This is a genomic window from Nocardiopsis sediminis (assembly GCF_042650565.1).
GTDB lineage: Bacteria > Actinomycetota > Actinomycetes > Streptosporangiales > Streptosporangiaceae > Nocardiopsis_B > Nocardiopsis_B sediminis.
This window is the reverse complement of record NZ_JBHSBH010000002.1, coordinates 126,849-148,070: the sequence shown is the minus strand read 5'-3', so window position 1 is coordinate 148,070 and position 21,222 is coordinate 126,849. Positions and strand designations below refer to the sequence as shown.

Below are 21,222 nucleotides of genomic sequence, written 5' to 3'. Positions count from 1 at the left end.
CGGCCTGGGGCGGCCCGGACGACAACGGCGTCGGAGCCGGACGGAACAACGGGAAGGGGACGGCGGATGCGGATCGGGCTGGTCATCGGGGTCAGCAGCGGGGGAGCGGGCCGGCACGTGCACTCCCTGGCCGGAGGGCTCATCGGGCGCGGGCACCAGGTGGCGGTGGTGGGGCCGGCGGCGACCGATGACCGCTTCGGGTTCGCCGCGACCGGCGCCGCGTTCGTCCCCATCGAGATCGGGGCCACCCCGCACCCCGGCCGCGACGCCGTGGCAGCCGCCCGCCTGGGCGTGCGCCTGGCCGGCGCCGATGTCGTACACGCTCACGGCATCCGCGCCGGAGCGCTGTGCGCCCTGTCCCCCGGGCCGCCGCTGGCGGTGACGCTGCACAACGCCGCGCCCGTCGTCACCGGGCCGCGCCGGCTCGTGTACCCCGTTCTGGAGCGCGTGGTGGCGCGGCGGGCCGACGCGGTCCTCGGGGTCTCCGGCGATCTCGTGCGGCGCATGCGCGGCCTGGGCGCCCGCCGGACCGCCCTCGCCGTGGTGGCGGCGCCGCCCAAGGACCCGCCCCGCCGCACCCGCGAAGAGGTCCGCGCCGACCTGGGAATCCCCGAGGACCGCCCGCTGCTGCTGGTGGTCGCCCGCCTCGCCGCGCAGAAGGGCCTGGGGGTCCTGCTGGACGCCGCCCCCGCGATCGCCGGCCGCACCCCGCGGCCGGTCATCGCCGTCGCCGGGGACGGCCCGCTGCACGGCGCCCTGGCGGCCCGCGCCGCGGCCGAGGACCTGCCCGTGCACCTCCTGGGCCACCGCACCGACATCGCCGACCTGCTCGCCGCCGCCGACCTGTTCGTCCTGCCCAGCTTCTGGGAGGGCCCGTCCCTGGTCATCATGGAGGCGCTGCGCGCCGGGCTGCCGGTGGTCGCCACCCGGGTCGGCGGGATCCCCGATCTCTACGGCGACACCGCGCGCCTGGTGCCGCCCGGCGACGCGCGCGCCCTGGCCCGGGCCGTCGGCGACGTGCTCGACGACGCCGCCCTGGCCGGGCTCATGCGCCGCGCCTCGCAGCGCGCGGCTGTGAGCTTGCCCACCGAGGAGGATGCGCTCGACCAGGTCACCGGCCTCTACGACCGGCTCGTAGCGCCGTGACCGGCGACGACTTCCGAACGGCCCGCAACCCCGCCCCCTGCGGGCCGCCCCCGGCACATCCGGTCACGCCCTGACATGGCACGGAACATGCCTGCCCGTGGTGTTCACGGCGAGCGATCGATGGCATCATGAAGGTGATCCGGGAACGCGCGGGGGTTCCTGCACGTTCGCACCTTGGATCACGTGAGGGGAGTATCCCTTTCGCGGCGGTGTCGTCATCACGGAGCGCAACGAAGCGCACCCGGTACCGCCGGTCCACGCGGTGGCCCGCGCACGCGGCCGCCCCGGGGACGGGAGAGACCTCCGGTAGCCGAACATGCCCGAATCGGATCGGGCGGTCCGTACCGGAGGAGTTTTCCTATGGATGTCCCCATGTGGGTGTGGCTTGCCACCATCGGCGCGATGGTGGTGATCCTCGCCGTCGACCTCGCGATCGTCGACCACCCGTGGAGCAAGAAGAGCGGCCCGAAGGAATTCGGGATGAAGCAGGCGGCCTGGTGGGCCACCTTCTACATCGGCATCGCCATCCTCTTCGGGTTCGGCGTCTGGTACTACGGCGGCGCCACGATCGCCGGCGAGTACTTCGCGGGCTTCGTGACCGAGAAGAGCCTCAGCGTCGACAACCTCTTCGTCTTCTACCTGATCATGGGCAGCTTCGCGGTGCCCAAGCGCTACCAGCACGAAGTGCTCCTGATCGGCATCGTCATCGCGCTGATCATGCGCGGTATCTTCATCGCGATCGGCGCCCAGGCGATCAACGCCTGGAGCGAGGTGTTCTACCTCTTCGGCGCGTTCCTCATCTACACCGCCGTCAAGATCGTCCGCGACCACGTCAAGAAGGACGAAGAGGAACAGGACTTCACCCAGAGCTTCGCCGTGCGCATGGTGCGCCAGGTGTGGCCGGTGACCGACGACTACCACGGCGCCAAACTCACCGTGAAGAAGGACGGGCGCCGCTACGTCACCCCGATGCTCATGGTGATCGTGGCCATCGGCGTCACCGACCTCGTCTTCGCGGTCGACTCCATCCCGGCCATCTTCGGCCTCACCCAGGACGCCTACATCGTCTTCACCGCCAACGCGTTCGCCCTGCTGGGCCTGCGCCAGCTCTACTTCCTGCTGGCCGGGCTCATGGACCGGCTCACCTACATCAGCTGGGGCCTGGCCGGGATCATGGTGTTCATCGGCGTCAAGATGATCCTGCACGCGCTGCACGAGAACGGCGTCCACGTGCCCGAGATCAGCACCGGCCTCTCGCTGACCGTGATCCTCGGCGTGATGACCGTGACCGTCGTCGCCAGCCTGCTCCGCAAGACCCCGTCAGCGGGGGAGCGGGCGGGATCGGGCCCGCGCAGCATCGGCGGAGAATGATGGGAAAGTTCGAACGACTGTTCGCCTGACGTCGTCTATAGTGGTGATGCCCGCCGGGGAACCGGCGGGCATCGGGCGTTTCCCGTGTGGAAGTTTCCGCCCCCCGAAATCGTTAAGTTAGAGGTCTGGGGACCAACGACGGATGGCGCGCGCTCCGCGCCGCACCTCCTCCCGCGACCCATCCCGCGTGGCGTGCACCTCATTGGGGCCTGCTGGGGGCCTGCGCGCCCCCGACACGCGAGCCGATGCCGAAAGGGCTGATCAAGCACATGGCCGAGGAGCTGGTGATCCGGGGCGCCCGGGAACACAACCTCAAGGACGTCTCGCTGGACCTCCCGCGCGACGCCATGATCGTCTTCACGGGGCTGTCGGGGTCGGGCAAGTCCTCGCTCGCCTTCGACACCATCTTCGCCGAGGGCCAGCGCCGCTACGTCGAGTCGCTGTCGGCCTACGCCCGCCAATTCCTGGGCCAGATGGACAAGCCCGACGTCGACTTCATCGAGGGCCTGTCGCCCGCGGTCTCCATCGACCAGAAGTCGACCAACCGCAACCCCCGCTCCACGGTCGGCACCATCACCGAGGTCTACGACTACCTGCGGCTGCTGTGGGCGCGCATCGGCATCCCCCACTGCCCCGACTGCGGGCGCGAGATCGCCCGCCAGACCCCGCAGCAGATCGTCGACCGCGTCCTGGAGCTGCCCGAGGCCACCCGCTTCCAGGTGCTCGCGCCGGTCGTGCGCGGCCGCAAGGGCGAGTACGCCGAGCTGTTCAAGGACCTCCAGACCAAGGGCTTCACCCGCGCGGTCGTCGACGGCGCCGCAATCCGCCTCGACGAGCCCCCCACGCTCAAGAAGCAGGAGAAGCACGACATCGCGGTCGTCGTCGACCGGCTCGCGGTCAAGGAGTCCGCCAAGCAGCGGCTCACCGACTCCGTCGAGACCGCGCTCCAGCTGGCCGCCGGCACCATCGTGCTCGACTTCGTCGACACCCCCGAGGGCGACCCGGGGCGCGAGAAAGTGTTCTCCGAGCACCTGTACTGCCCCTACGACGACCTCTCCTTCGAGGAGCTGGAGCCCCGCTCCTTCTCCTTCAACTCGCCCTACGGCGCCTGCCCCGACTGCGCCGGGCTGGGCACGCGCATGGAGGTCGACCCCGAGCTCCTGGTCCCCGACCCCGCCAAGACCCTCAACGAGGGCGCCATCTCGCCCTGGTCGGGCGGGCACGCCACCGAATACTTCGGGCGGCTGATGGAGGCGGTCGGCGACGCCATCGGGTTCGACCTCGACACCCCGTGGGAGAAGCTGCCCAAGGCCGGGCGCAAGGCCCTGCTGGACGGCCACGACACCCAGGTGCACGTGCGCTACCGCAACCGCTACGGGCGCACCCGCTCCTACTACACCAACTTCGAAGGCGTCATCCCCTGGCTCAAGCGCCGCCACTCCGAAAGCGAGAGCGACTCCGGGCGCGAGCGCCTCGAGGGCTACATGCGCACGGTCCCCTGCCCCGTCTGCGAGGGCAAGCGGCTCAAGCCCGTCATCCTCGCCGTGACCGTGGGCGGCGCCTCCATCTCCGCGGTCAGCTCCATGGCGCTGAACGAGGCGGCGGAGTTCCTGCGCGGCCTCACCCTCAGCGATCGCGACCAGGTGATCGCCGGCCAGGTCCTCAAGGAGATCAACGCCCGGCTCGGGTTCCTGCTGGACGTCGGCCTGGACTACCTCAGCCTGGAGCGCGCCGCCGCCTCGCTGTCGGGCGGCGAGGCCCAGCGCATCCGCCTGGCCACCCAGATCGGCTCCGGGCTGGTCGGCGTGCTCTACGTGCTCGACGAGCCCTCCATCGGGCTGCACCAGCGCGACAACATCCGGCTGCTCGAAACCCTCCAGCGGCTGCGCGACATCGGCAACACGCTCATCGTCGTCGAGCACGACGAGGACACCATCCGCGCGGCCGACTGGGTGGTCGACATCGGCCCCGGGGCCGGCGAGCACGGCGGCGACGTCGTGGTCTCCGGCACCGTCGAGGACCTGCTGAACAGCACGGAATCCTCCACCGGCGACTACCTCACCGGGCGGCGCCGCATCGAGGTCCCGGCCAACCGGCGGCCCCGCGTCAAGGGGCGCGAACTCGTGGTCAAGGGCGCGCGCGAGAACAACCTGCACGACGTCGACGTCGCGTTCCCGCTGGGCGTGTTCACCGCCGTCACCGGGGTGTCGGGGTCGGGCAAGTCCACGCTGGTCAACGAGATCCTGTACAAGGTGCTCGCCAAGGAGCTGAACGGCGCGCGCTCGGTGCCCGGCCGCCACACCCGGGTCAACGGGCTCAACCAGGTCGACAAGGTCGTCCACGTCGACCAGAGCCCCATCGGGCGCACCCCGCGGTCCAACCCGGCCACCTACTCCGGGGTGTTCGACCACATCCGCAAGCTGTTCGCCCAGACCGCCGAGGCGAAGGTGCGCGGCTACCAGCCGGGGCGGTTCTCGTTCAACATCAAGGGCGGCCGGTGCGAGGCGTGCGCCGGCGACGGCACCATCAAGATCGAGATGCAGTTCCTGCCCGACGTCTACGTGCCCTGCGAGATCTGCCACGGCGCCCGCTACAACCGCGAGACCCTGGACGTGCACTACAAGGGCAAGACCATCGCCGACGTGCTCGACATGCCGATCGAGGAGGCGGTGGAGTTCTTCGAGCCGATCTCGGGGATCCGCCGGCACATGCAGACCCTCAACGACGTCGGCCTGGGCTACGTCCGGCTGGGCCAGCCCGCCACCACCCTGTCGGGCGGCGAGGCGCAGCGGGTCAAGCTCGCCGCCGAGCTCCAGCGACGCTCCAGCGGGCGCACCGTCTACGTGCTCGACGAGCCCACCACGGGACTGCACTTCGAGGACATCCGTAAGCTGCTGGGCGTGCTGAACCGGCTGGCCGACTCCGGCAACACCGTGATCGTCATCGAGCACAACCTCGACGTCATCAAGACGGCCGACCACGTCATCGACATGGGACCCGAGGGCGGTGCGCGGGGCGGTACGGTGCTGGCCACCGGAACCCCCGAGGAGATCGCGGCCGTCGCGGAGTCCTACACCGGGCAGTTCCTCGCCAAGATCGTCTAGCATCGTCAGCGCCCTCAGCGCCCCCGTTCAAGGAGATCTGATGAGCGTTCCCCCCGGCTCGCCCCCTGCCGCACTCGGCCGGCGGATCGCGGCCCGGCTCATCGACCTGCTCATCACCGGCGCGGCCGGGCTGGCCGTCACCTCGCTGGCGGTGCGCACCCTGCCCGGGGGCGCCGATCCCTCGGGCATCCAGCCGCTGCCCGCGGTGGTGCTGTCGCTCAGCCTGTTCGCGCTCTACACCGGCTACGAGGTCGTCTTCACCGCCCTGTACGGGGGCACCATCGGCAAGTGGGTGTGCCGGGTGCGGATCGCGACCGCCCCGGCCCCCGAGGCCCGTTCGTGGGCCGCAGCGGGCGCCGGAACCGGCGGCGCCGCGCCCGAGGAGCCGGCGCCCGGACCGGGTGAGCCGCCGGTGCCCGTGGCGGTGTTCAAGCGCTCGGCGGTGCTGTATGCGTCGGTGCTGTTCAACTTCGTGCCCGTGCTCGGGATGATCGCGCTCATGGTGTCGGCCTACGCCGTCGTGTCGGTCTTCACCTCGCCGCAGCGGCGCGGGATCCACGACAGGGTCGGCGATACGGCGGTGGTCGGCGAGCCGGCGGGATCGGTATCGTCATAGGCATCGTCGTCGGGCCCGCCGCCCCGGCCCGGCCGGGCCGGCGGAGCTCCGTCCGCCCCGCCTGACGCATCCGGCACGCCGCTCAGGCGCCGAGCCTTCCGCCGTGCCCCCGAGGAGGTATCGCTTCCGATGAGCCACCCGCCGCCCTGGAACGACGGGGCGGGTGTTCCGCAGCAGCCCGCACGCCACGACCAGGGCGGGTGGGCCGGCGGCTCACCACCGCCCTACCGCGGCCCGGACGACCCCGCAGGCCCGTTGCCGACCTACCGCGACCCCGGCCCGGCACCGTACAGGGGCGCCGACGCGACCCCGGACGGGAGCGCCGATCCTCCGCCGTACAGGAACTCCGCCCCCGAACCGCCGCCGCCCTACCGTGGGCCGAACGATCCCGCCACGCCGGCACCGCCGCCCTACCGTGCCGATGAACCGGTCACGCCTGCGCCGCCGCCTTACCGTGGCGCAGATGATCCCGGTACACCCGCACCCCCGCCCTACCGCCCTCCGGGCGGGCACGCGGCCGCCCCGCCCCCTCCCGCCTACCGTGACGCCGCACCGGCGCCGTACCGGAGCGCCGAGCCCATGGCGCCCGTCCCGGTGCCGCCCCCGCCCGCCAGTGGGGTCGAGCCGGAGCGCCCGGTGGCCCCCTGGGGGGCCCGGGCGGCCGCCCGGATCATCGACTGGGTGATCGTGCTGGTGCCCGCGTCCATCGTTGCGCTGATCATCGCGTTGGTCTGGATCGGCGGCCAGGCGCTCGACGGCCTGCGCGACGGCTCCGTCATCTGGCGCAACTTCGTGATCATCTTCAGTGTGGTCAACTTCCTCATCCTCACCATCTACGACACGGTGCTGGTGAAGGGCAGGCGCCGCACGTTCGGCAAGAGCCTCATGAAGCTGGAGGTCGCCCCTGCCGACTCCGGAGGACGACCGGGACCCATCCCGGTCTCCTCGATCATCGCGCGCTCGGCGGTCCTCAACATCGGCAGCCTCACCATGGCGCTGGGCTGGGTGGCGGTGATCTTCCTGGGCCCGTTCGCGCTGCTGGCAGTGGCCCTGTGGCCCCTATGGGACGGCCCACGATGCCAGGGCCTCCACGACAAGGTCGCCCGCACGATGGTGGTCCGAGCCGGCTGACCCGGACACACCGATGGCCCCGGCATCGCGCTGGGGCCATCGTCGTCCTTCAGGCCCCGGTGAGCCGCCTCCAGACCGGTACTACACTGTGTAGTAGTAACGGTCGGACCGAAGGGGATCGCGCGATGTGTGCGGGGGCGTGTGGGATGAGCCGGCGGCGGCTGCTCGGGGCTGCCGGGGCGGCGGGGGCCGCCGTCGTGGGGGCCGCCGCCTGTGGGGCTGAGGAGAACAAGCCCCAGCCGCAGGATGCCCTCCGGGGCACGGTGGTGGCGCAGACCACCGACATCCCCGAAGGCGGCGGCGCCATCATCATCGAAGGGAAGCTCGTCATCACCCAGCCCACCGAGGGGGAGTACAAGGCGTTCAACGCCGTGTGCCCGCATGTCGGGTGCACGATCCAGGAGGTCGAGGAGAACATCCACTGCCTGTGTCACGGCAGTGAGTTCGACATCGCGACCGGGGCCGTCCTGGCCGGGCCCGCTCAGGAGCCCTTGGAGGAGCTGACCATCTCGGTGGCGGGGACCGACATCACCCTGGAGTGACACCGGACCCCGCCCACCCTCGGCACGGTCGGGGCGCCCGCTCCCGCTTCGCGCACCGCCCCGGCCCTACTCGCCGTCGCCGCTTCCGGAGCCGTCGCCATCTCCGTCGCCGTCACCGCGGCTGCCGTTGTCCTCAGACCCGTCGGCCTTGGAAGATCCGCTCTCTGCGCCCCGGGAGCCGGCCACCCCGACCGATCCGTCCGGCCCGGGGGAGCCCGCGCCACCCGGGGAACCCGCCCCGCCCGCGGAGCCCGCCTCGCCGCCCGATGGGCGGCCCCGGCGGAACGCCGACTGCGGGAATGCGGTCGCGTACTCGTCCTCGCCGGCGACGATGAACTCGGTCCGCCCCCGCGGCAGCGCCTCCGGGTAGTTCGCGTTGATGAACCCGATGAGGTGCTCGCGCAGGTCGCAGGCGAGGTCCCAGCGGGCGTCGGAGTCGGCCGTCGTCGCCACCGCGCGCAGCTGCACCACCCCGCCGTCGAGGATGTCGGTGGCCTGGAGCGACCAGCGCCGCCCGTCCCACAGCGGGTGCTCGGTGACGAAGGCGCCCACCTCTTCGCGGACCTTGTCGATCGGCACCGACCAGTCGACCTGGAGCATCACCCAGCCGGTGATCGACGCGCCCTGCTTGGTCCAGTTCTCGAACGGGTTGGTGGTGAAGTGCGAGACCGGTACCACCAGGCGCCGCTCGTCCCACATCCGCAGGGTCACGTTGGTCAGGCTCAGCTCCTCGACGCGCCCCCACTCGCCCTGGAACACCACGATGTCGTTGATCCGCAGCGCATCGCTGAACGCCAGCTGCAACCCCGCGAAGACGTTGCCCAGGGTCGACTGCGCCGCCACGCCGGCCACCACCGACAGCAGGCCGGCCGATGCCAGCAGCCCGGCGCCCAGCCCCTGCACCGCGGGGAAGGTGAACAGGATGGCCGCCACCGCGAGGAACCCGATGATGCTCGCGGTCACCCGGCGCAGCAGCCGCACCTGGGTCTGCAAGCGGCGGGAGCGCCGGTCGTCGTCGGCGTTGCGCTCGGCGAGCTTGACCAGGACGGTGTCGGTCACCGCGTAGGCCACCGTCAGCGCCAGCCAGGTCAGCGCGCCGATCAGCAGGATCGACATCCCGTGCTGGATCAGCGGGAACAGGGACCGGTCGGCCAGTTCACCGCGGGCGGGCAGCGAGACGTTGATGCCGATGACGGCCGCCGCGGCGTAGGCCGAGCCCCGGCAGCGCGCGACGAGCGGCCCGGCCAAGGACCAGACCCGGCCGAGCTGGTGGGTGAGCAACCAGTGCGCGACCGTGACAACGAGCACGGAGACCGCGACGGCGACGCCGATCGTGATCCACTGGACGACATCCACGGATGGACTCCTCGTGAGCTAGTGAAAATTCCGTTCGTACCCGCCCAACCTAGGGCATGTGGATACCGAATCGTGACATCTTCCCGGACGCACCCACTGTCCGCGACCCCGCTGACCTGCCTTTCCCTCCATAGCCGCCGGTCCGGGGCGCCGCCGCGGTGACGGCGAGTGGCCGATGTCCGCGCCGCCTACCACAATGGAGGCATGCCAGCCCAACCCCAGTTGCGACCCCGTCCCGGCTCCATCCCGACCACCCCCGGGGTCTACCGCTTCAGAGACGAGCACGGCCGGGTCATCTACGTGGGCAAGGCGAAGAACCTGCGTGCGCGCCTGTCGACCTACTTCCAGGACTTCGCCGGCCTGCACCCGCGCACCCAGAACATGGTCGCCACCGCCGCCGACGTCGACTGGACGATCGTGGGCACCGAGGTCGAGGCGCTGCAACTGGAGTACTCCTGGATCAAGGAGTACGACCCCCGCTTCAACGTCAAGTACCGCGACGACAAGAGCTACCCCTACCTCGCCGTCACCATGGGCGAGGACTACCCCCGCATCCAGGTCATGCGCGGCGCCAAGCGCAAGGGCGTCCGCTACTTCGGCCCCTACGGCCACGCCTGGGCCATCCGCGAGACCGTCGACCTGCTGCTGCGCGTCTTCCCCGTGCGCACCTGCTCGGCGGGGGTATTCCGGAGCGCCCGCAATGCGGGGCGCCCTTGCCTGCTCGGCTACATCGGCAAGTGCGTCGCCCCCTGCGTCGGCCGCGTCGACGCCGACGAGCACCGCGCGCTGGCCGAGGACTTCTGCTCCTTCATGGCCGGCGACACCGGCCGGTTCATCCGCCGCCTGGAGCAGGACATGCGCGACGCCGCCGTGGAGCAGGAGTACGAGCGCGCCGCGCGCCTGCGCGACGACATCCAGGCCCTGCGCACCGCCCTGGAGAAGCAGGCGGTGGTCCTGGGCGACTCCACCGACTGCGACGTCATCGCCGTCGCCGAGGACCAGCTGGAGGCCGCCGTCCAGGTGTTCTACGTGCGCGGGGGGCGCATCCGCGGCCAGCGGGGCTGGGTCGTCGACAAGGTCGAGGACGTCGGCACCGGCCACCTCGTCGAGCGCTTCCTCGCCCAGGCCTACGGCAACGGCGACGGCGCCCCCGACGGCGAGGCCACCGCGATCCCGCGCGAGGTCCTGGTCTCGGCCGAGCCCGCCGACCGCGCCGCCGTCACCGCCTGGCTCAGCGAGCGCCGCGGCTCCGCGGTCGACCTCCGGGTGCCCCAGCGGGGCGACAAGAAGACACTGCTCGAAACCGTCGCCAAGAACGCCGACCAGGCGCTGGCCCGGCACAAGACCCAGCGCGCGGGCGACCTCACCACGCGCAGCCGCGCCCTGGGCGAGATCCAGGAGGCCCTGGGCCTGGACGAAGCCCCGCTGCGCATCGAGTGCTTCGACATCTCCAACCTCATGGGCGAGCACGTGGTGGCGTCCATGGTGGTCTTCGAGGACGGCCTGGCCCGCAAGCCCGAGTACCGGCGCTTCAGCATCCGCGGCACCAGCCGGGGCGACGCCGAGCAGAACGACGTCGCCTCCATGCACGAGGTCATCACCCGCCGCTTCACCCGCTACCTGGAGGAGAGCCGCAAGCACGGCGAGGTCGCCACCATGGGCGACGACCATGCCGACACTGATGGCCTGCCCGCCCCGGGCGCCGAGGGCGGCCCGCCTGTGACCTCAGGCAAAGAATCCCCGTCGGCGCCCGCCAAGTTCGCCTATCCGCCTAACCTGGTGGTGGTGGACGGCGGACGTCCGCAGGTCCAGGCCGCCAAGCGCGCCCTGGACGAACTCGGTATCGACGACATCGCCGTGTGCGGTCTCGCCAAACGGCTGGAAGAGGTGTGGCTTCCCGACGACGACGATCCGGTGATCCTGCCGCGGACCGGCGAGGGCCTGTACCTGTTGCAGCGCGTGCGCGACGAAGCGCACCGGTTCGCGATCACCTACCACCGGCAGAAGCGCGCCAAGGCGCTCACCGGCAGCGCGCTCGACGACATGCCGGGCCTGGGGCCCACGCGCCGCACGGCGCTGCTGAAACACTTCGGGTCGGTGAAGCGGCTCGCCGCGGCCACGGCGGAGGAGATCGCGGAGGTCCCCGGAATCGGCGCGCGGCTCGCCGAGTCCATCCACGCCCGGCTGAGCGGCGAACCAGGGGGAGGCGTGCGGCGGCCGGGCCAAGGCAACGACGACGAGAGCCGCGTACCGCCCACAGGGCGCGGCCCAGCAGACGAGGATGAGCCACACCATGGGGGATGACAAGACCGGCAACGGCAACGGCAGTCTCAGCGGGAGCCTCCCGCCCGAGATCGTCATCGTCACGGGCATGTCGGGTGCCGGGCGCAGCACCGCCGCGCGGGCACTGGAGGACCTGGACTGGTTCGTCGTCGACAACCTGCCGCCGGGCCTGCTGCCGACCATGATCGACCTCGCCGGCCGCACCCAGGGCGCCGTGCCGCGGGTGGCGGCGGTGGTCGACGTGCGCAGCATGGCGTTCACCGAGGACCTGCTGTCGACCGTCGAGGAGCTGCGCCGGCTCGGCATCGCCGCGCGCGTGGTGTTCCTGGAGGCCGGCGACGACACCCTGGTGCGGCGCTTCGAGAGCGTGCGGCGCCCCCACCCCCTCCAGGCCGACGGCCGCCTGACCGACGGCATCGCGCGCGAGCGCGAGACCCTGCGCGCCATCCGCGGCGAGGCCGACCTCGTCATCGACACCTCCCAGCTCAACGTGCACCAGCTCAAGGCGAAGGTCATCGGCTTCTTCGGCGAGGCCGAGGAGTCCAAGCCGCGCGCCAACATCGTCTCCTTCGGGTTCAAGCACGGGCTGCCCGTCGACGCCGACCTCGTCCTGGACTGCCGCTTCCTGCCCAACCCGCACTGGATCCCCGAGCTGCGCCCGATGAACGGGCGCGACGCCCCCGTGCTGGAGTACGTGCTCGCGCAGAACGGCGCCAAGGAGATGCTCGACTCCTACTCCGAGGTGCTGCGCCTGGTCATCGCCGGCTACCAGCGCGAAGGCAAGCACTACATGACGCTTGCCGTGGGGTGTACAGGCGGTAAACACCGGAGTGTCGCCATGGCCGAGCAGTTCGGCGAGCGGCTGCGTGAACAGGGCCTTGAGGTGCACGTGGTCCACCGCGACCTCGGCCGGGAGTGACCGCGACGGGCCGTTGCCCGCGAGGAGGATCGGCGCACGCCCCTGCGGGCCTTAGCATTGGTCCATTCCACCCGTGGTGCGCATCGGTTCACCTGCCCCGATCCCGGGTCTCCGCGCGGTGCTCATCCGACAACGACCCAGAGGTAAGCGGACTCCGATGGCAGACGACCCCACCGGCGGCGGGCGCGACGCGCATCCCGCCCCGGTTCCCGGCCCCGACCACGGCCTTCGGACCGCCGATGTCGGCTTCGCGGCCGGGCGCCGGCGCAGCGGGCACGGGCACCCCGGGCGCGACGACGCCCCGCCGCCGCGGGTGGTGGCCCTGGGGGGCGGGCACGGGTTGCACGCATCGCTTTCGGCGCTGCGGCGGGTGACCACCGACGTCACCGCGGTCGTCACCGTCGCCGACGACGGCGGCTCCAGCGGGCGGCTCCGCCGCGAGCTCGGCGTGCTGCCGCCCGGCGACCTTCGGATGGCCCTGGCGGCGCTGTGCGGCGACGACGAATGGGGCCACACCTGGAGCGAGGTCGTCCAGCACCGCTTCCGCTCCGAGGGGGAGCTGCACGGGCACGCGGTCGGCAACCTGCTCATCGTCGCCCTGTGGGAGCTGCTGGGCGATTCCGTGGCCGGCCTCGACTGGGTGGGCCAGCTGCTCGGCGCCCACGGCCGGGTACTGCCGATGTCGTCGGTGCCGCTGGACATCGTCGCCGAGGTCGAGGGGGCCGACCCCGCCCGGCCCCACGGCATCACCACCGTCCGCGGCCAGGTCGCCTGCGCCAGCACCCGGGGGCGGGTGCGGTCGATCTCCCTGGTGCCCGAGAACCCGCCGGCCTCGCCCCAGGCCGTCAAGGCGGTGCGCGAGGCCGACTGGATCGTGTTCGGCCCCGGGTCGTGGTTCACCAGCGTGCTCCCGCACCTGCTGGTGCCCGACCTCGCCGACGCGCTCGTCGAGAGCAAGGCGCGCCGGATGGTGGCGCTGAACCTGTCGCCGCAGCGGGGGGAGACCGACGGCTTCCGCCCCGAGACCTACCTGGAGGTCCTGGCCGCCCACGCCCCCCGCCTGGGGGTCGACGTCGTGCTGGCCGACCGCGGCGTCGTCGAGGACTCCGGCCCGCTCCACGACGCCGCCAAGGCGCTGGGCGGCCGGCTGGTCCTGGCCGATGTCGGCGCCCCCGACGGCTCGCCCCGCCACGACCCCGACCGCCTGGCGGCGGCGTTCGACCAGGTCTTCCGCGAGTGAGCCCCGCCCGCTGCCGGGACCGGGAGGGTTGGCCCGGCGCCTGCGGGGCAGTGGCCGCATATGGCAGCTGAGAAGCCACCGCGCATCGATCTGTGCCGGGTCCACGACGCCGTGCACGACCCGCCCCGTGGGCGGGTGTTCCTGGTCGACCGGCTGTGGCCGCGCGGGGTGCGCAAGGAGGCCCTGAGCCTCGACGGCTGGCCCAAGGAGGCCGCGCCCAGCAACGAGCTCCGCAAGTGGTTCGGCCACGACCCCGCCAAGTGGGACGAGTTCCGCCGGCGCTACGTCGCGGAGCTGGAGTCGCGGCCCGAGGCACTCGATCCGCTGCTGGAGGCGGTGCGGCAGGGCCCGGTCACCCTGCTGTACGGGGCCAAGGACCCCGAGCACAACCAGGCCGTGGTCCTGCGCGACCACCTCTTGGAGCACGCCCGGCGCTGAGCCCGCCCGCTGTCTCCGGCCCCGGCCCGGTGGCCAGGTCGGCGGCCGCCCATGGTCGGCCGCCGGTTCCGGCCGACCGTTTTCCCCGTCTGGACCGCCCGGTTCCCGCCGCGATCCCGTCCCGCCGCCCGCGCCCCGCACCCGTCCCGTGCGGCGCCCCCAGCGCATTCCGGAGCAAGATCACCCGAAGCCGGAAACCACGACTCGCCGGATCTAGCAGGGTGATTGGACACGCGGCCGGGCGCGTGGGGTAACCGGCACGGGGCCAGTAGTCTGCGACGGAGGACGGACAGCGTGCACCCACCGCCGCCGGCGGTGGCCAGTTCCAGGGGAGGGCGGCATCCATGGCGATGACCGGCGTGGTGAAGGACGAGTTGAGCCGATTGACCGTTCTGAAACCATGCTGCCGGAAGGCCGAGGTCTCCACGATCCTCCGCTTCACCGGTGGCCTGCACCTGGTGAGCGGGCGCATCGTGATCGAGGCCGAGCTCGACACCGGTGCGGCCGCGCGGCGGCTGCGCAAGGACGTCTCCGAGGTGTTCGGCCACGAGTCCGAGGTCGTCGTCCTGGCCCCCAGCGGCCTGCGCAAGGGCAACCGCTACGTGGTCCGGGTCATCAAGGAGGGCGAGAGCCTCGCCCGCCAGACCGGCCTGATCGACAACAACGGGCGGCCCGTGCGGGGCCTGCCCCGGCACGTCGTCGCCGGCGGCGCCTGCGACGCCGAATCCGCGTGGCGCGGCGCCTTCATCGCGCACGGCTCGCTGACCGAGCCGGGGCGCTCGATGTCGCTGGAGGTCACCTGCCCGGGGCCCGAGGCCGCGCTCGCGCTCGTGGGAGCCGCCCGCCGGCTCAAGGTGCACGCCAAGGCCCGCGAGGTCCGCGGCGTCGACCGGGTCGTGGTGCGCGACGGCGACTCCATCGGCGCGCTGCTCACCCTGCTCGGCGCCCACCAGAGCGTGCTGGCCTGGGAGGAGCGGCGGATGCGCCGCGAGGTGCGGGCGACCGCCAACCGGCTGGCCAACTTCGACGACGCCAACCTGCGGCGCAGCGCCCGCGCGGCCGTGGCGGCGGGGGCGCGCGTCGAACGGGCCCTGGAGATCCTGGGCGAAGAAGCCCCCGACCACCTGGTGGCCGCCGGCCGGCTGCGCCTGGCCCACAAGCAGGCGTCGCTGGAGGAGCTGGGCCAGCTCTCGGCGCCCCCGCTGACCAAGGACGCCATCGCCGGGCGGATCCGGCGGCTGCTGGCCATGGCCGACAAGCGCGCCTGTGACCTGGGCGTTCCCGGGACCGACGCCAACCTGACCCCCGACATGCTCGTGCCCTGACCGCCGGGCGTTCCGCCCGTCCCGGTAACACGGCGTTAACGACAGAAGTTCACGCCGTGCCGGGTGCGGTGCCGCGCCCGGCCGCGGTGCGGTGGGGCCCGCTCCCCGGGCTCCGGGCGGCCCGCCGCCGCCCCCGGCGATCACCCTGCGTGACGGCGGGGCGGGCGAGGGTCCGATGCGGCTGTGCGCTTTTGTGAGGCGCTCCGGACCTGCGAAAACTTCGGAAAATGGTCTAGACCTCCCATGCCGGGCGGTGCCAAGCTGAGAGCGGCGCCGCGGTGACCGGCCAGGCGGCCGGGGTCATCGCCCCTGCCCGCCGACAGGAGCGATAGGCTCGGCCGTGAACCCCCAGCGCTCGTCTTCCGCGATCCGGCGCCCGGCGCCGGACGTGTCATCGCTACCCACGACCACGTGAGGAGATTGGTTACCGTGACCATCCGTGTAGGCGTGAACGGCTTCGGTCGGATCGGCCGCAACGTCTGGCGCGCCGCCCAGGCCGCCGGCGACGAGGTCGAGATCGTCGCGGTGAACGACCTCACCGACAACGCCACCCTCGCTCACCTGCTCAAGTACGACACCGTCCTGGGCACGCTCGACGGCGACGTCGAGGTCGCCGAGGACTCCATCCGGGTGGGCAACGCCTCCATCACCACCCTCGAGCAGCGCGACCCCGCCCAGCTCCCCTGGGGCGACCTCGGCGTCGACGTCGTCGTCGAGTCCACCGGCCGCTTCACCAAGGCCGAGGACGCCAAGAAGCACATCGAGGCCGGCGCCAAGAAGGTCATCATCTCCGCGCCCGCCAAGGGCGAGGACCTCACCGTGGTCCTGGGCGTCAACGACGACAAGTACGACCCCGCGGTCCACCACGTCGTCTCCAACGCCTCGTGCACCACGAACTGCGTCGCCCCCATGGCCAAGGTGCTGCTGGACAACTTCGGCATCGTCAAGGGCCTCATGACCACGGTCCACGCCTACACCAACGACCAGGTCATCCTCGACTTCCCGCACAAGGACCTGCGCCGCGCCCGCGCCGCCGCGCAGAACATCATCCCCACCACCACGGGTGCGGCCAAGGCCACCGCCCTGGTGCTGCCCGAGCTCGAAGGCAAGCTCGACGGCATGGCCATGCGCGTCCCGGTGCCCGACGGCTCGGTCACCGACCTCGTCGTCGAGGTCGAGCGCGAGGTCACCAAGGACGAGGTCAACGCCGCGTTCAAGGCCGCGGCCGAGGGCCCGCTCAAGCAGGTCCTGCGCTACACCGAGGACCCGATCGTCTCCTCCGACATCGTCGGCACCTCGCCCTCCTGCACCTTCGACTCCAGCCTGACCATGACCTTCGGCAAGACGGTCAAGATCATCGGCTGGTACGACAACGAGTGGGGCTACTCCAACCGCATCGTCGACCTCGCCAAGCTGGTCGGCAGCAACCTGTAACGCTGACCGCTCACCGTGCGGGCGCCCGGGGTGGCGCCCCTTCGCAGTGCACGTGAAGGGGCGCCACCGGCGTGTGAGCGCCGGGCCCCGCACGGTCGGCCTCCCGCGGAAGGAAGAGCAACTTGCGGACGATCGATGACCTCGACGTCTCGGGCAAGCGCGTGTTCGTCCGGGCCGATCTGAACGTCCCGCTCGACGGTGAGCGCATCACCGACGACGGCCGGATCCGGGCCAGCCTGCCCACCATCACCACGCTTCGCGACCGCGGCGCCCGCGTCGTCGTGGCCGCGCACCTGGGCCGCCCCAAGGGCGCCCCCGACCCGAAGTTCTCGCTGCGCCCCGTCGCGGCCCGCCTCGGCGAGCTGCTGGGCGCCCCGGTCGCCTTCGCGTCCGACACGGCGGGGGAGTCCGCCCGCGCCGTCACCGGCGCGCTCGCCGACGGCGAGGTCGCGCTGGTCGAGAACCTGCGCTTCGAGCCCGGCGAGACCAGCAAGGACGACGCCGAGCGCGCCGAGTTCGCCGACCGCCTCGCCGGCCTCGCTGACCTCTACGTCGGCGACGGCTTCGGAGCGGTCCACCGCAGGCACGCGAGCGTCGTCGACCTGCCGCAGCGGCTGCCGCACGCGGTCGGCGGCCTGGTCCTCGCCGAGATCGAGGTGCTGCGCAAGCTCACCGGCGACCCCGAGCGGCCCTACGCCGTCGTGCTCGGCGGCTCCAAGGTCTCCGACAAGCTCGGCGTGATCGACAATCTGCTGGGGACCGCCGACCGCCTGCTCATCGGCGGCGGCATGGTCTTCACCTTCCTCAAGGCCAAGGGCTACGAGGTCGGTTCCAGCCTGCTCGAGGCCGACCAGCTCGACACCGTCCGCGGCTACCTGGAGCGCGCCGAGAAGCAGGGCGTGGAGATCGTGCTGCCCGTCGACGTCGTGGCCGCCGAGGCGTTCTCCGCCGAGGCCCCGCACGCGCCGGTCGCCGCCGACGCCATCCCCGCCGACCGGATGGGCCTGGACATCGGCCCCAAGAGCCAGGAGCTGTTCGCGCAGAAGCTGGCCGACGCCGCGACCGTGTTCTGGAACGGGCCCATGGGCGTGTTCGAGCTGGAGCCGTACTCCCACGGCACGCGCGAGCTGGCCCTGGCGCTCACGCAGTCGGCGGCGTTCACCGTCGTGGGCGGCGGCGACTCCGCGGCCGCGGTGCGCGCGCTCGGCTTCGAGGAGAGTGCGTTCGGCCACATCTCCACCGGCGGCGGTGCCAGCCTGGAGTACCTGGAGGGCAAGCCCCTCCCGGGCATCGAGGCCCTCGACGACTGACCCCGTGCGGGGCGCGCCGCCCCGCACGCACCGGCATCAACCGCTTCATCAAGGACGGACCATGGCAGAAGCCAAGCGCACGCCGCTGATCGCGGGCAACTGGAAGCTCAACAACAACCACCTTGAGGCCATCGCCCTGGTGCAGAAGATGGCGTTCGCGCTCAACGACGCCGACTTCGACGCCGCCGAGATCGTGGTGCTGCCGCCCTTCACCAGCCTGCGCAGCGTGCAGACCCTGGTCGACGGCGACAAGCTGCGCATCGGCTACGGCGCGCAGGACATCTCCCAGCACGACAAGGGCGCCTACACCGGCGAGATCTCCGGTGCGATGCTGGCCAAGCTGGGCTGCTCCTATGTCCTGGCCGGGCACTCCGAGCGCCGGGAGTACCACAAGGAGGACGACGCCGTCGTCAACGCCAAGGTGAAGGCGGCGTTCGCCAACGACATCACCCCGATCCTGTGCCTGGGAGAGGGCCTGGACGTCCGCAAGGCCGGCGACCAGGTGTCCCACTCCCTGGCGCAGCTCGACGGCGCGCTGAAGGGCGTCACCGCCGAGCAGGCCGAACGGCTCGTGGTCGCCTACGAGCCCGTCTGGGCCATCGGGACCGGCGAGGTCGCCACCCCCGACGACGCCCAGGAGGTGTGCGGGGCGCTGCGCGTGCGCCTCGGCGAGCTGTACTCGCCCGAGGTCTCGCGCGCGAGCCGGATCCTCTACGGCGGCTCGGTCAAGGCCGACAACATCGCCGGGATCATGGCCAAGAGCGACGTCGACGGTGCCCTCGTCGGCGGCGCGAGCCTCAAGCCCGACGAGTTCGTCAAGCTCTCGCGCCTGGGCAAGTAGCCGCCGGCGCCGGTGTGATCGCCGGCACCGGACGGCGCCGCCGGGCCGCCGCGCAGGCGGGGGCCCGGCGGCCCGGGTATCGTTCCCGGCCACCGGCCGTGCGCGGAGCGCAGCCGAGGCGGAACCGAGCGGTGCGCGGGTCGGGTTAGACTGCCCGAAAGGGTTTACCCTTGGGAACGAGCCGGTGCCCTCGCGGGCGCACGGTAAAATCGAGAACTGTCCCCGGTCCCTCCTCCGCCGGGCCCTTGGCCCAGCCGAGTGGCGATAACGCGGTCTTGGGGCCCAAGGTCGTCAATCCCCTCGTCGGGGTCGAGCTACGGGTGAGCGTGTGATCCTCGGTCTGTCCATTGTCGTGATGCTTTGCAGCGTGCTGCTGATCCTGCTGGTCCTCCTCCACAAGGGCAAGGGCGGCGGCCTGTCCGATCTGTTCGGTGGCGGTGTCACCTCCTCCCTGGGCGGATCCTCGGTGGTCGAGCGCAACCTCGACCGCCTGACGGTCGCATTGGGCCTCATCTGGATCGTGAGCGCCGTCGTTCTCGGGCTGCTGATCAACCGGGGAGCGTAGTCGTCCGAGCCCGTGCCCGTGGACGGCACGGGCGCGCGCCGACCGCACCTTGTCGCTGTGCGTGCGGAGCGCGCATCAGGTTTCCCCTTTTGTGGGGGTATGTCCGCCTAAGGAGTTTTCGTGGGTAGTGGCAGTGCCATCCGTGGCAGCCGCGTCGGCGCCGGTCCGATGGGCGAGGCCGAGCGGGGCGAGTCCGCGCCGCGGGTCCGCGTCCCGTTCTACTGCGCCAACAAGCATGAGGTCGTGCCGAGCTTCGCTCACGAGGCCGCGGTCCCCGAGGAGTGGGACTGCCCTCGCTGCGGCTTCCCCGCGGGCAAGGACCCGCAGAACCCCCCGGCTCCGCCGCGCACCGAGCCCTACAAGACGCACCTGGCCTACGTGAAGGAGCGCCGCAGCGAGGAGGAGGGCAGGCTCATCCTCGACGAGGCGCTCGCCAAGCTCCGCGCGGACCGCGCCGAGGTCCAGGCGTTCATGCGGGCCAACGCGGGCTGACCGTCCCGGCCGCCTCCCGTCCGCCCCGCACCGGGCGGGCGGGGCGGCCGTCGGCGCATCCGGGGCCGCCTTCGGCCCGGCGCTCAGCCCGGGGCGCGCCCGCCCAGGCGGCGGGTGAGTTCGGCCGCGGCGTCGCGCGCCCGGGCGGCCAGTCCGGACGGGCTGACCGGGCGGGCGCTGGGAACGGTGAGCCCGATCGAGGCCACCGGGGCCGCGTTGTGGTCGAAGGCGGCCGCCGCCACCGACGAGAACCCCTCGGTCACCTGGTATTCCTCGGTGGAGAACCCCTGGCGCCGTTCCACGGCGAGGCGCTCGCGCAGGTCCCCCGGTGAGCGGGGACCGCGGCCGGTCCGGTCGACGAAGTGCGCCGCGCCGGGGTAGAGCGCCCGGACCTGAGCGCGCGGCAGGTGCGCCAGCAGTGCGCGCCCCGACGCCGTCAGGTGCGCCGGCAGGCGCACGCCCACGGCGGTGACCAGGGCCGGAGTGTGCGGCGGCTGCTCCTTGAGCAGGTAGAGCGTGTCGGCCCCGTGCAGCACCCCCAGGTGGGCGGTGGCGCCGGTCTCGGCGCTCAGCCGCTCCAGCAGGGGACGCGCCAGGCGCTCCAGGGGGTCGTGGCGCAGGTAGGCGGAGCCGATCTCGAACGCCGCCAGCCCCAGGCCCCATCGGCGCTCCTCGGGCAGGTGGGTCACGAACCCCTCTTCGGCCATGGCCTCCAGCAGCTGGTACACGCTGGAGCGGGGCAGGCCCAGCCCCGCGGCGATCGCGGCGGCCGACACCGGGCCCGGGCGCGCCGCCAGGAACCGCAGCACGCGAAGTACCCGGGTCGCCGCCGGAACATGGCCCATGCGGGAAGTGTGCCACGCACGGGCCGGCGCGGACGGCTCAGGGCACGGTGATGGTGCGGGCGCGCAACTTCCCGCACGGGCACCGGGTATAGATCATCATGCCGGTGGACACCATGTGCCGGGAAACCACCTCGAACACCTCGGAATCGGGCCATCCGCAGGTGGGGCACGTGGTGGTGGCCGCTTCGCGGCTCTCGCATCGTTCCATGTGCCCAGTCTGGGGCCGGTAATCTTTCACGTCCATCTACACTTTCTGCACGCTAC

Annotated in this window: 19 protein-coding genes; 16 read left to right on the top strand and 3 right to left on the bottom strand. The window is 72.1% G+C overall.

Annotated elements, in window-relative coordinates:
* Positions 1–66 precede the first annotated feature (66 nt).
* From ACFOVU_RS01205 to ACFOVU_RS01180, 6 genes are all read left to right on the top strand, one after another.
* Positions 67–1,146 (top strand): glycosyltransferase family 4 protein, encoded by a 1,080-nt coding sequence (locus ACFOVU_RS01205; RefSeq protein WP_378529383.1) that lies wholly within the window; start codon positions 67–69, stop codon positions 1,144–1,146.
* Positions 1,147–1,506: 360 nt separating this feature from the next.
* Positions 1,507–2,517, top strand: coding sequence for a TerC family protein (locus tag ACFOVU_RS01200; RefSeq protein WP_378529382.1), 1,011 nt, complete (start codon positions 1,507–1,509; stop codon positions 2,515–2,517).
* Between the two features lie 269 nt (positions 2,518–2,786).
* Entirely contained in the window at positions 2,787–5,621 is a 2,835-nt protein-coding gene (uvrA, locus tag ACFOVU_RS01195) for an excinuclease ABC subunit UvrA (protein WP_378529411.1), read from the top strand.
* A 40-nt stretch (positions 5,622–5,661) separates the two neighbouring features.
* Positions 5,662–6,237, top strand: a complete 576-nt coding sequence (locus tag ACFOVU_RS01190) for an RDD family protein (RefSeq protein WP_378529381.1) — start codon at positions 5,662–5,664, stop codon at positions 6,235–6,237.
* 579 nt (positions 6,238–6,816) lie between these two features.
* Complete coding sequence (locus ACFOVU_RS01185) at positions 6,817–7,368, top strand: RDD family protein (RefSeq protein WP_378529380.1); 552 nt, start codon at positions 6,817–6,819, stop codon at positions 7,366–7,368.
* Between the two features lie 146 nt (positions 7,369–7,514).
* The gene (locus tag ACFOVU_RS01180; RefSeq protein WP_378529379.1) at positions 7,515–7,910 is read left to right on the top strand and encodes a Rieske (2Fe-2S) protein; all 396 of its coding nucleotides are present in this window, start codon (positions 7,515–7,517) and stop codon (positions 7,908–7,910) included.
* A 66-nt stretch (positions 7,911–7,976) separates the two neighbouring features.
* On the opposite strand, the gene ACFOVU_RS01175 is transcribed toward ACFOVU_RS01180, so the two are convergent.
* Positions 7,977–9,266: a mechanosensitive ion channel family protein gene (locus ACFOVU_RS01175; RefSeq protein WP_378529378.1), complete on the bottom strand. Its 1,290-nt coding sequence runs from the start codon at positions 9,264–9,266 to the stop codon at positions 7,977–7,979.
* A 204-nt stretch (positions 9,267–9,470) separates the two neighbouring features.
* Between ACFOVU_RS01175 and uvrC the strand changes: the two genes are divergently transcribed.
* The 10 genes from uvrC (at position 9,471) to ACFOVU_RS01125 (ending at position 20,113) form a co-directional block, all read left to right on the top strand.
* Positions 9,471–11,570, top strand: coding sequence for an excinuclease ABC subunit UvrC (gene uvrC / locus ACFOVU_RS01170; RefSeq protein ID WP_378529377.1), 2,100 nt, complete (start codon positions 9,471–9,473; stop codon positions 11,568–11,570).
* A complete protein-coding gene (gene rapZ / locus ACFOVU_RS01165) occupies positions 11,560–12,468 on the top strand; it encodes an RNase adapter RapZ (RefSeq protein ID WP_378529376.1) in 909 nt (302 codons plus the stop codon). The genes uvrC and rapZ overlap by 11 nt, the downstream gene beginning before the upstream one ends.
* 313 nt (positions 12,469–12,781) lie before the next feature.
* Positions 12,782–13,708: a gluconeogenesis factor YvcK family protein gene (locus ACFOVU_RS01160; protein ID WP_378529410.1), complete on the top strand. Its 927-nt coding sequence runs from the start codon at positions 12,782–12,784 to the stop codon at positions 13,706–13,708.
* Between the two features lie 60 nt (positions 13,709–13,768).
* A complete protein-coding gene (locus ACFOVU_RS01155) occupies positions 13,769–14,146 on the top strand; it encodes a DUF488 domain-containing protein (RefSeq protein WP_378529375.1) in 378 nt (125 codons plus the stop codon).
* Positions 14,147–14,490: 344 nt separating this feature from the next.
* On the top strand, positions 14,491–15,471 hold the full coding sequence (whiA, locus tag ACFOVU_RS01150; RefSeq protein WP_378529374.1) for a DNA-binding protein WhiA: 981 nt from the start codon (positions 14,491–14,493) through the stop codon (positions 15,469–15,471).
* Positions 15,472–15,900: 429 nt separating this feature from the next.
* The gene (gene gap / locus ACFOVU_RS01145; RefSeq protein WP_378529373.1) at positions 15,901–16,905 is read left to right on the top strand and encodes a type I glyceraldehyde-3-phosphate dehydrogenase; all 1,005 of its coding nucleotides are present in this window, start codon (positions 15,901–15,903) and stop codon (positions 16,903–16,905) included.
* 122 nt (positions 16,906–17,027) lie between these two features.
* Complete coding sequence (locus ACFOVU_RS01140) at positions 17,028–18,215, top strand: phosphoglycerate kinase (RefSeq protein WP_378529372.1); 1,188 nt, start codon at positions 17,028–17,030, stop codon at positions 18,213–18,215.
* A 61-nt stretch (positions 18,216–18,276) separates the two neighbouring features.
* The gene (gene tpiA / locus ACFOVU_RS01135) at positions 18,277–19,056 is read left to right on the top strand and encodes a triose-phosphate isomerase (RefSeq protein WP_378529371.1); all 780 of its coding nucleotides are present in this window, start codon (positions 18,277–18,279) and stop codon (positions 19,054–19,056) included.
* A gap of 328 nt (positions 19,057–19,384) precedes the next feature.
* Positions 19,385–19,621: a preprotein translocase subunit SecG gene (secG, locus tag ACFOVU_RS01130; protein ID WP_378529370.1), complete on the top strand. Its 237-nt coding sequence runs from the start codon at positions 19,385–19,387 to the stop codon at positions 19,619–19,621.
* Between the two features lie 120 nt (positions 19,622–19,741).
* Positions 19,742–20,113, top strand: a complete 372-nt coding sequence (locus tag ACFOVU_RS01125) for an RNA polymerase-binding protein RbpA (protein WP_378529369.1) — start codon at positions 19,742–19,744, stop codon at positions 20,111–20,113.
* Positions 20,114–20,196: 83 nt separating this feature from the next.
* Here ACFOVU_RS01125 and ACFOVU_RS01120 read toward each other — a convergent pair whose 3' ends face one another.
* Together ACFOVU_RS01120 and ACFOVU_RS01115 are read right to left on the bottom strand one after the other, a co-directional pair.
* The gene (locus ACFOVU_RS01120) at positions 20,197–20,958 is read right to left on the bottom strand and encodes an IclR family transcriptional regulator (RefSeq protein ID WP_378529368.1); all 762 of its coding nucleotides are present in this window, start codon (positions 20,956–20,958) and stop codon (positions 20,197–20,199) included.
* Between the two features lie 37 nt (positions 20,959–20,995).
* On the bottom strand, positions 20,996–21,166 hold the full coding sequence (locus tag ACFOVU_RS01115) for a hypothetical protein (protein WP_378529367.1): 171 nt from the start codon (positions 21,164–21,166) through the stop codon (positions 20,996–20,998).
* Between the last annotated feature and the right edge of the window lie 56 nt (positions 21,167–21,222).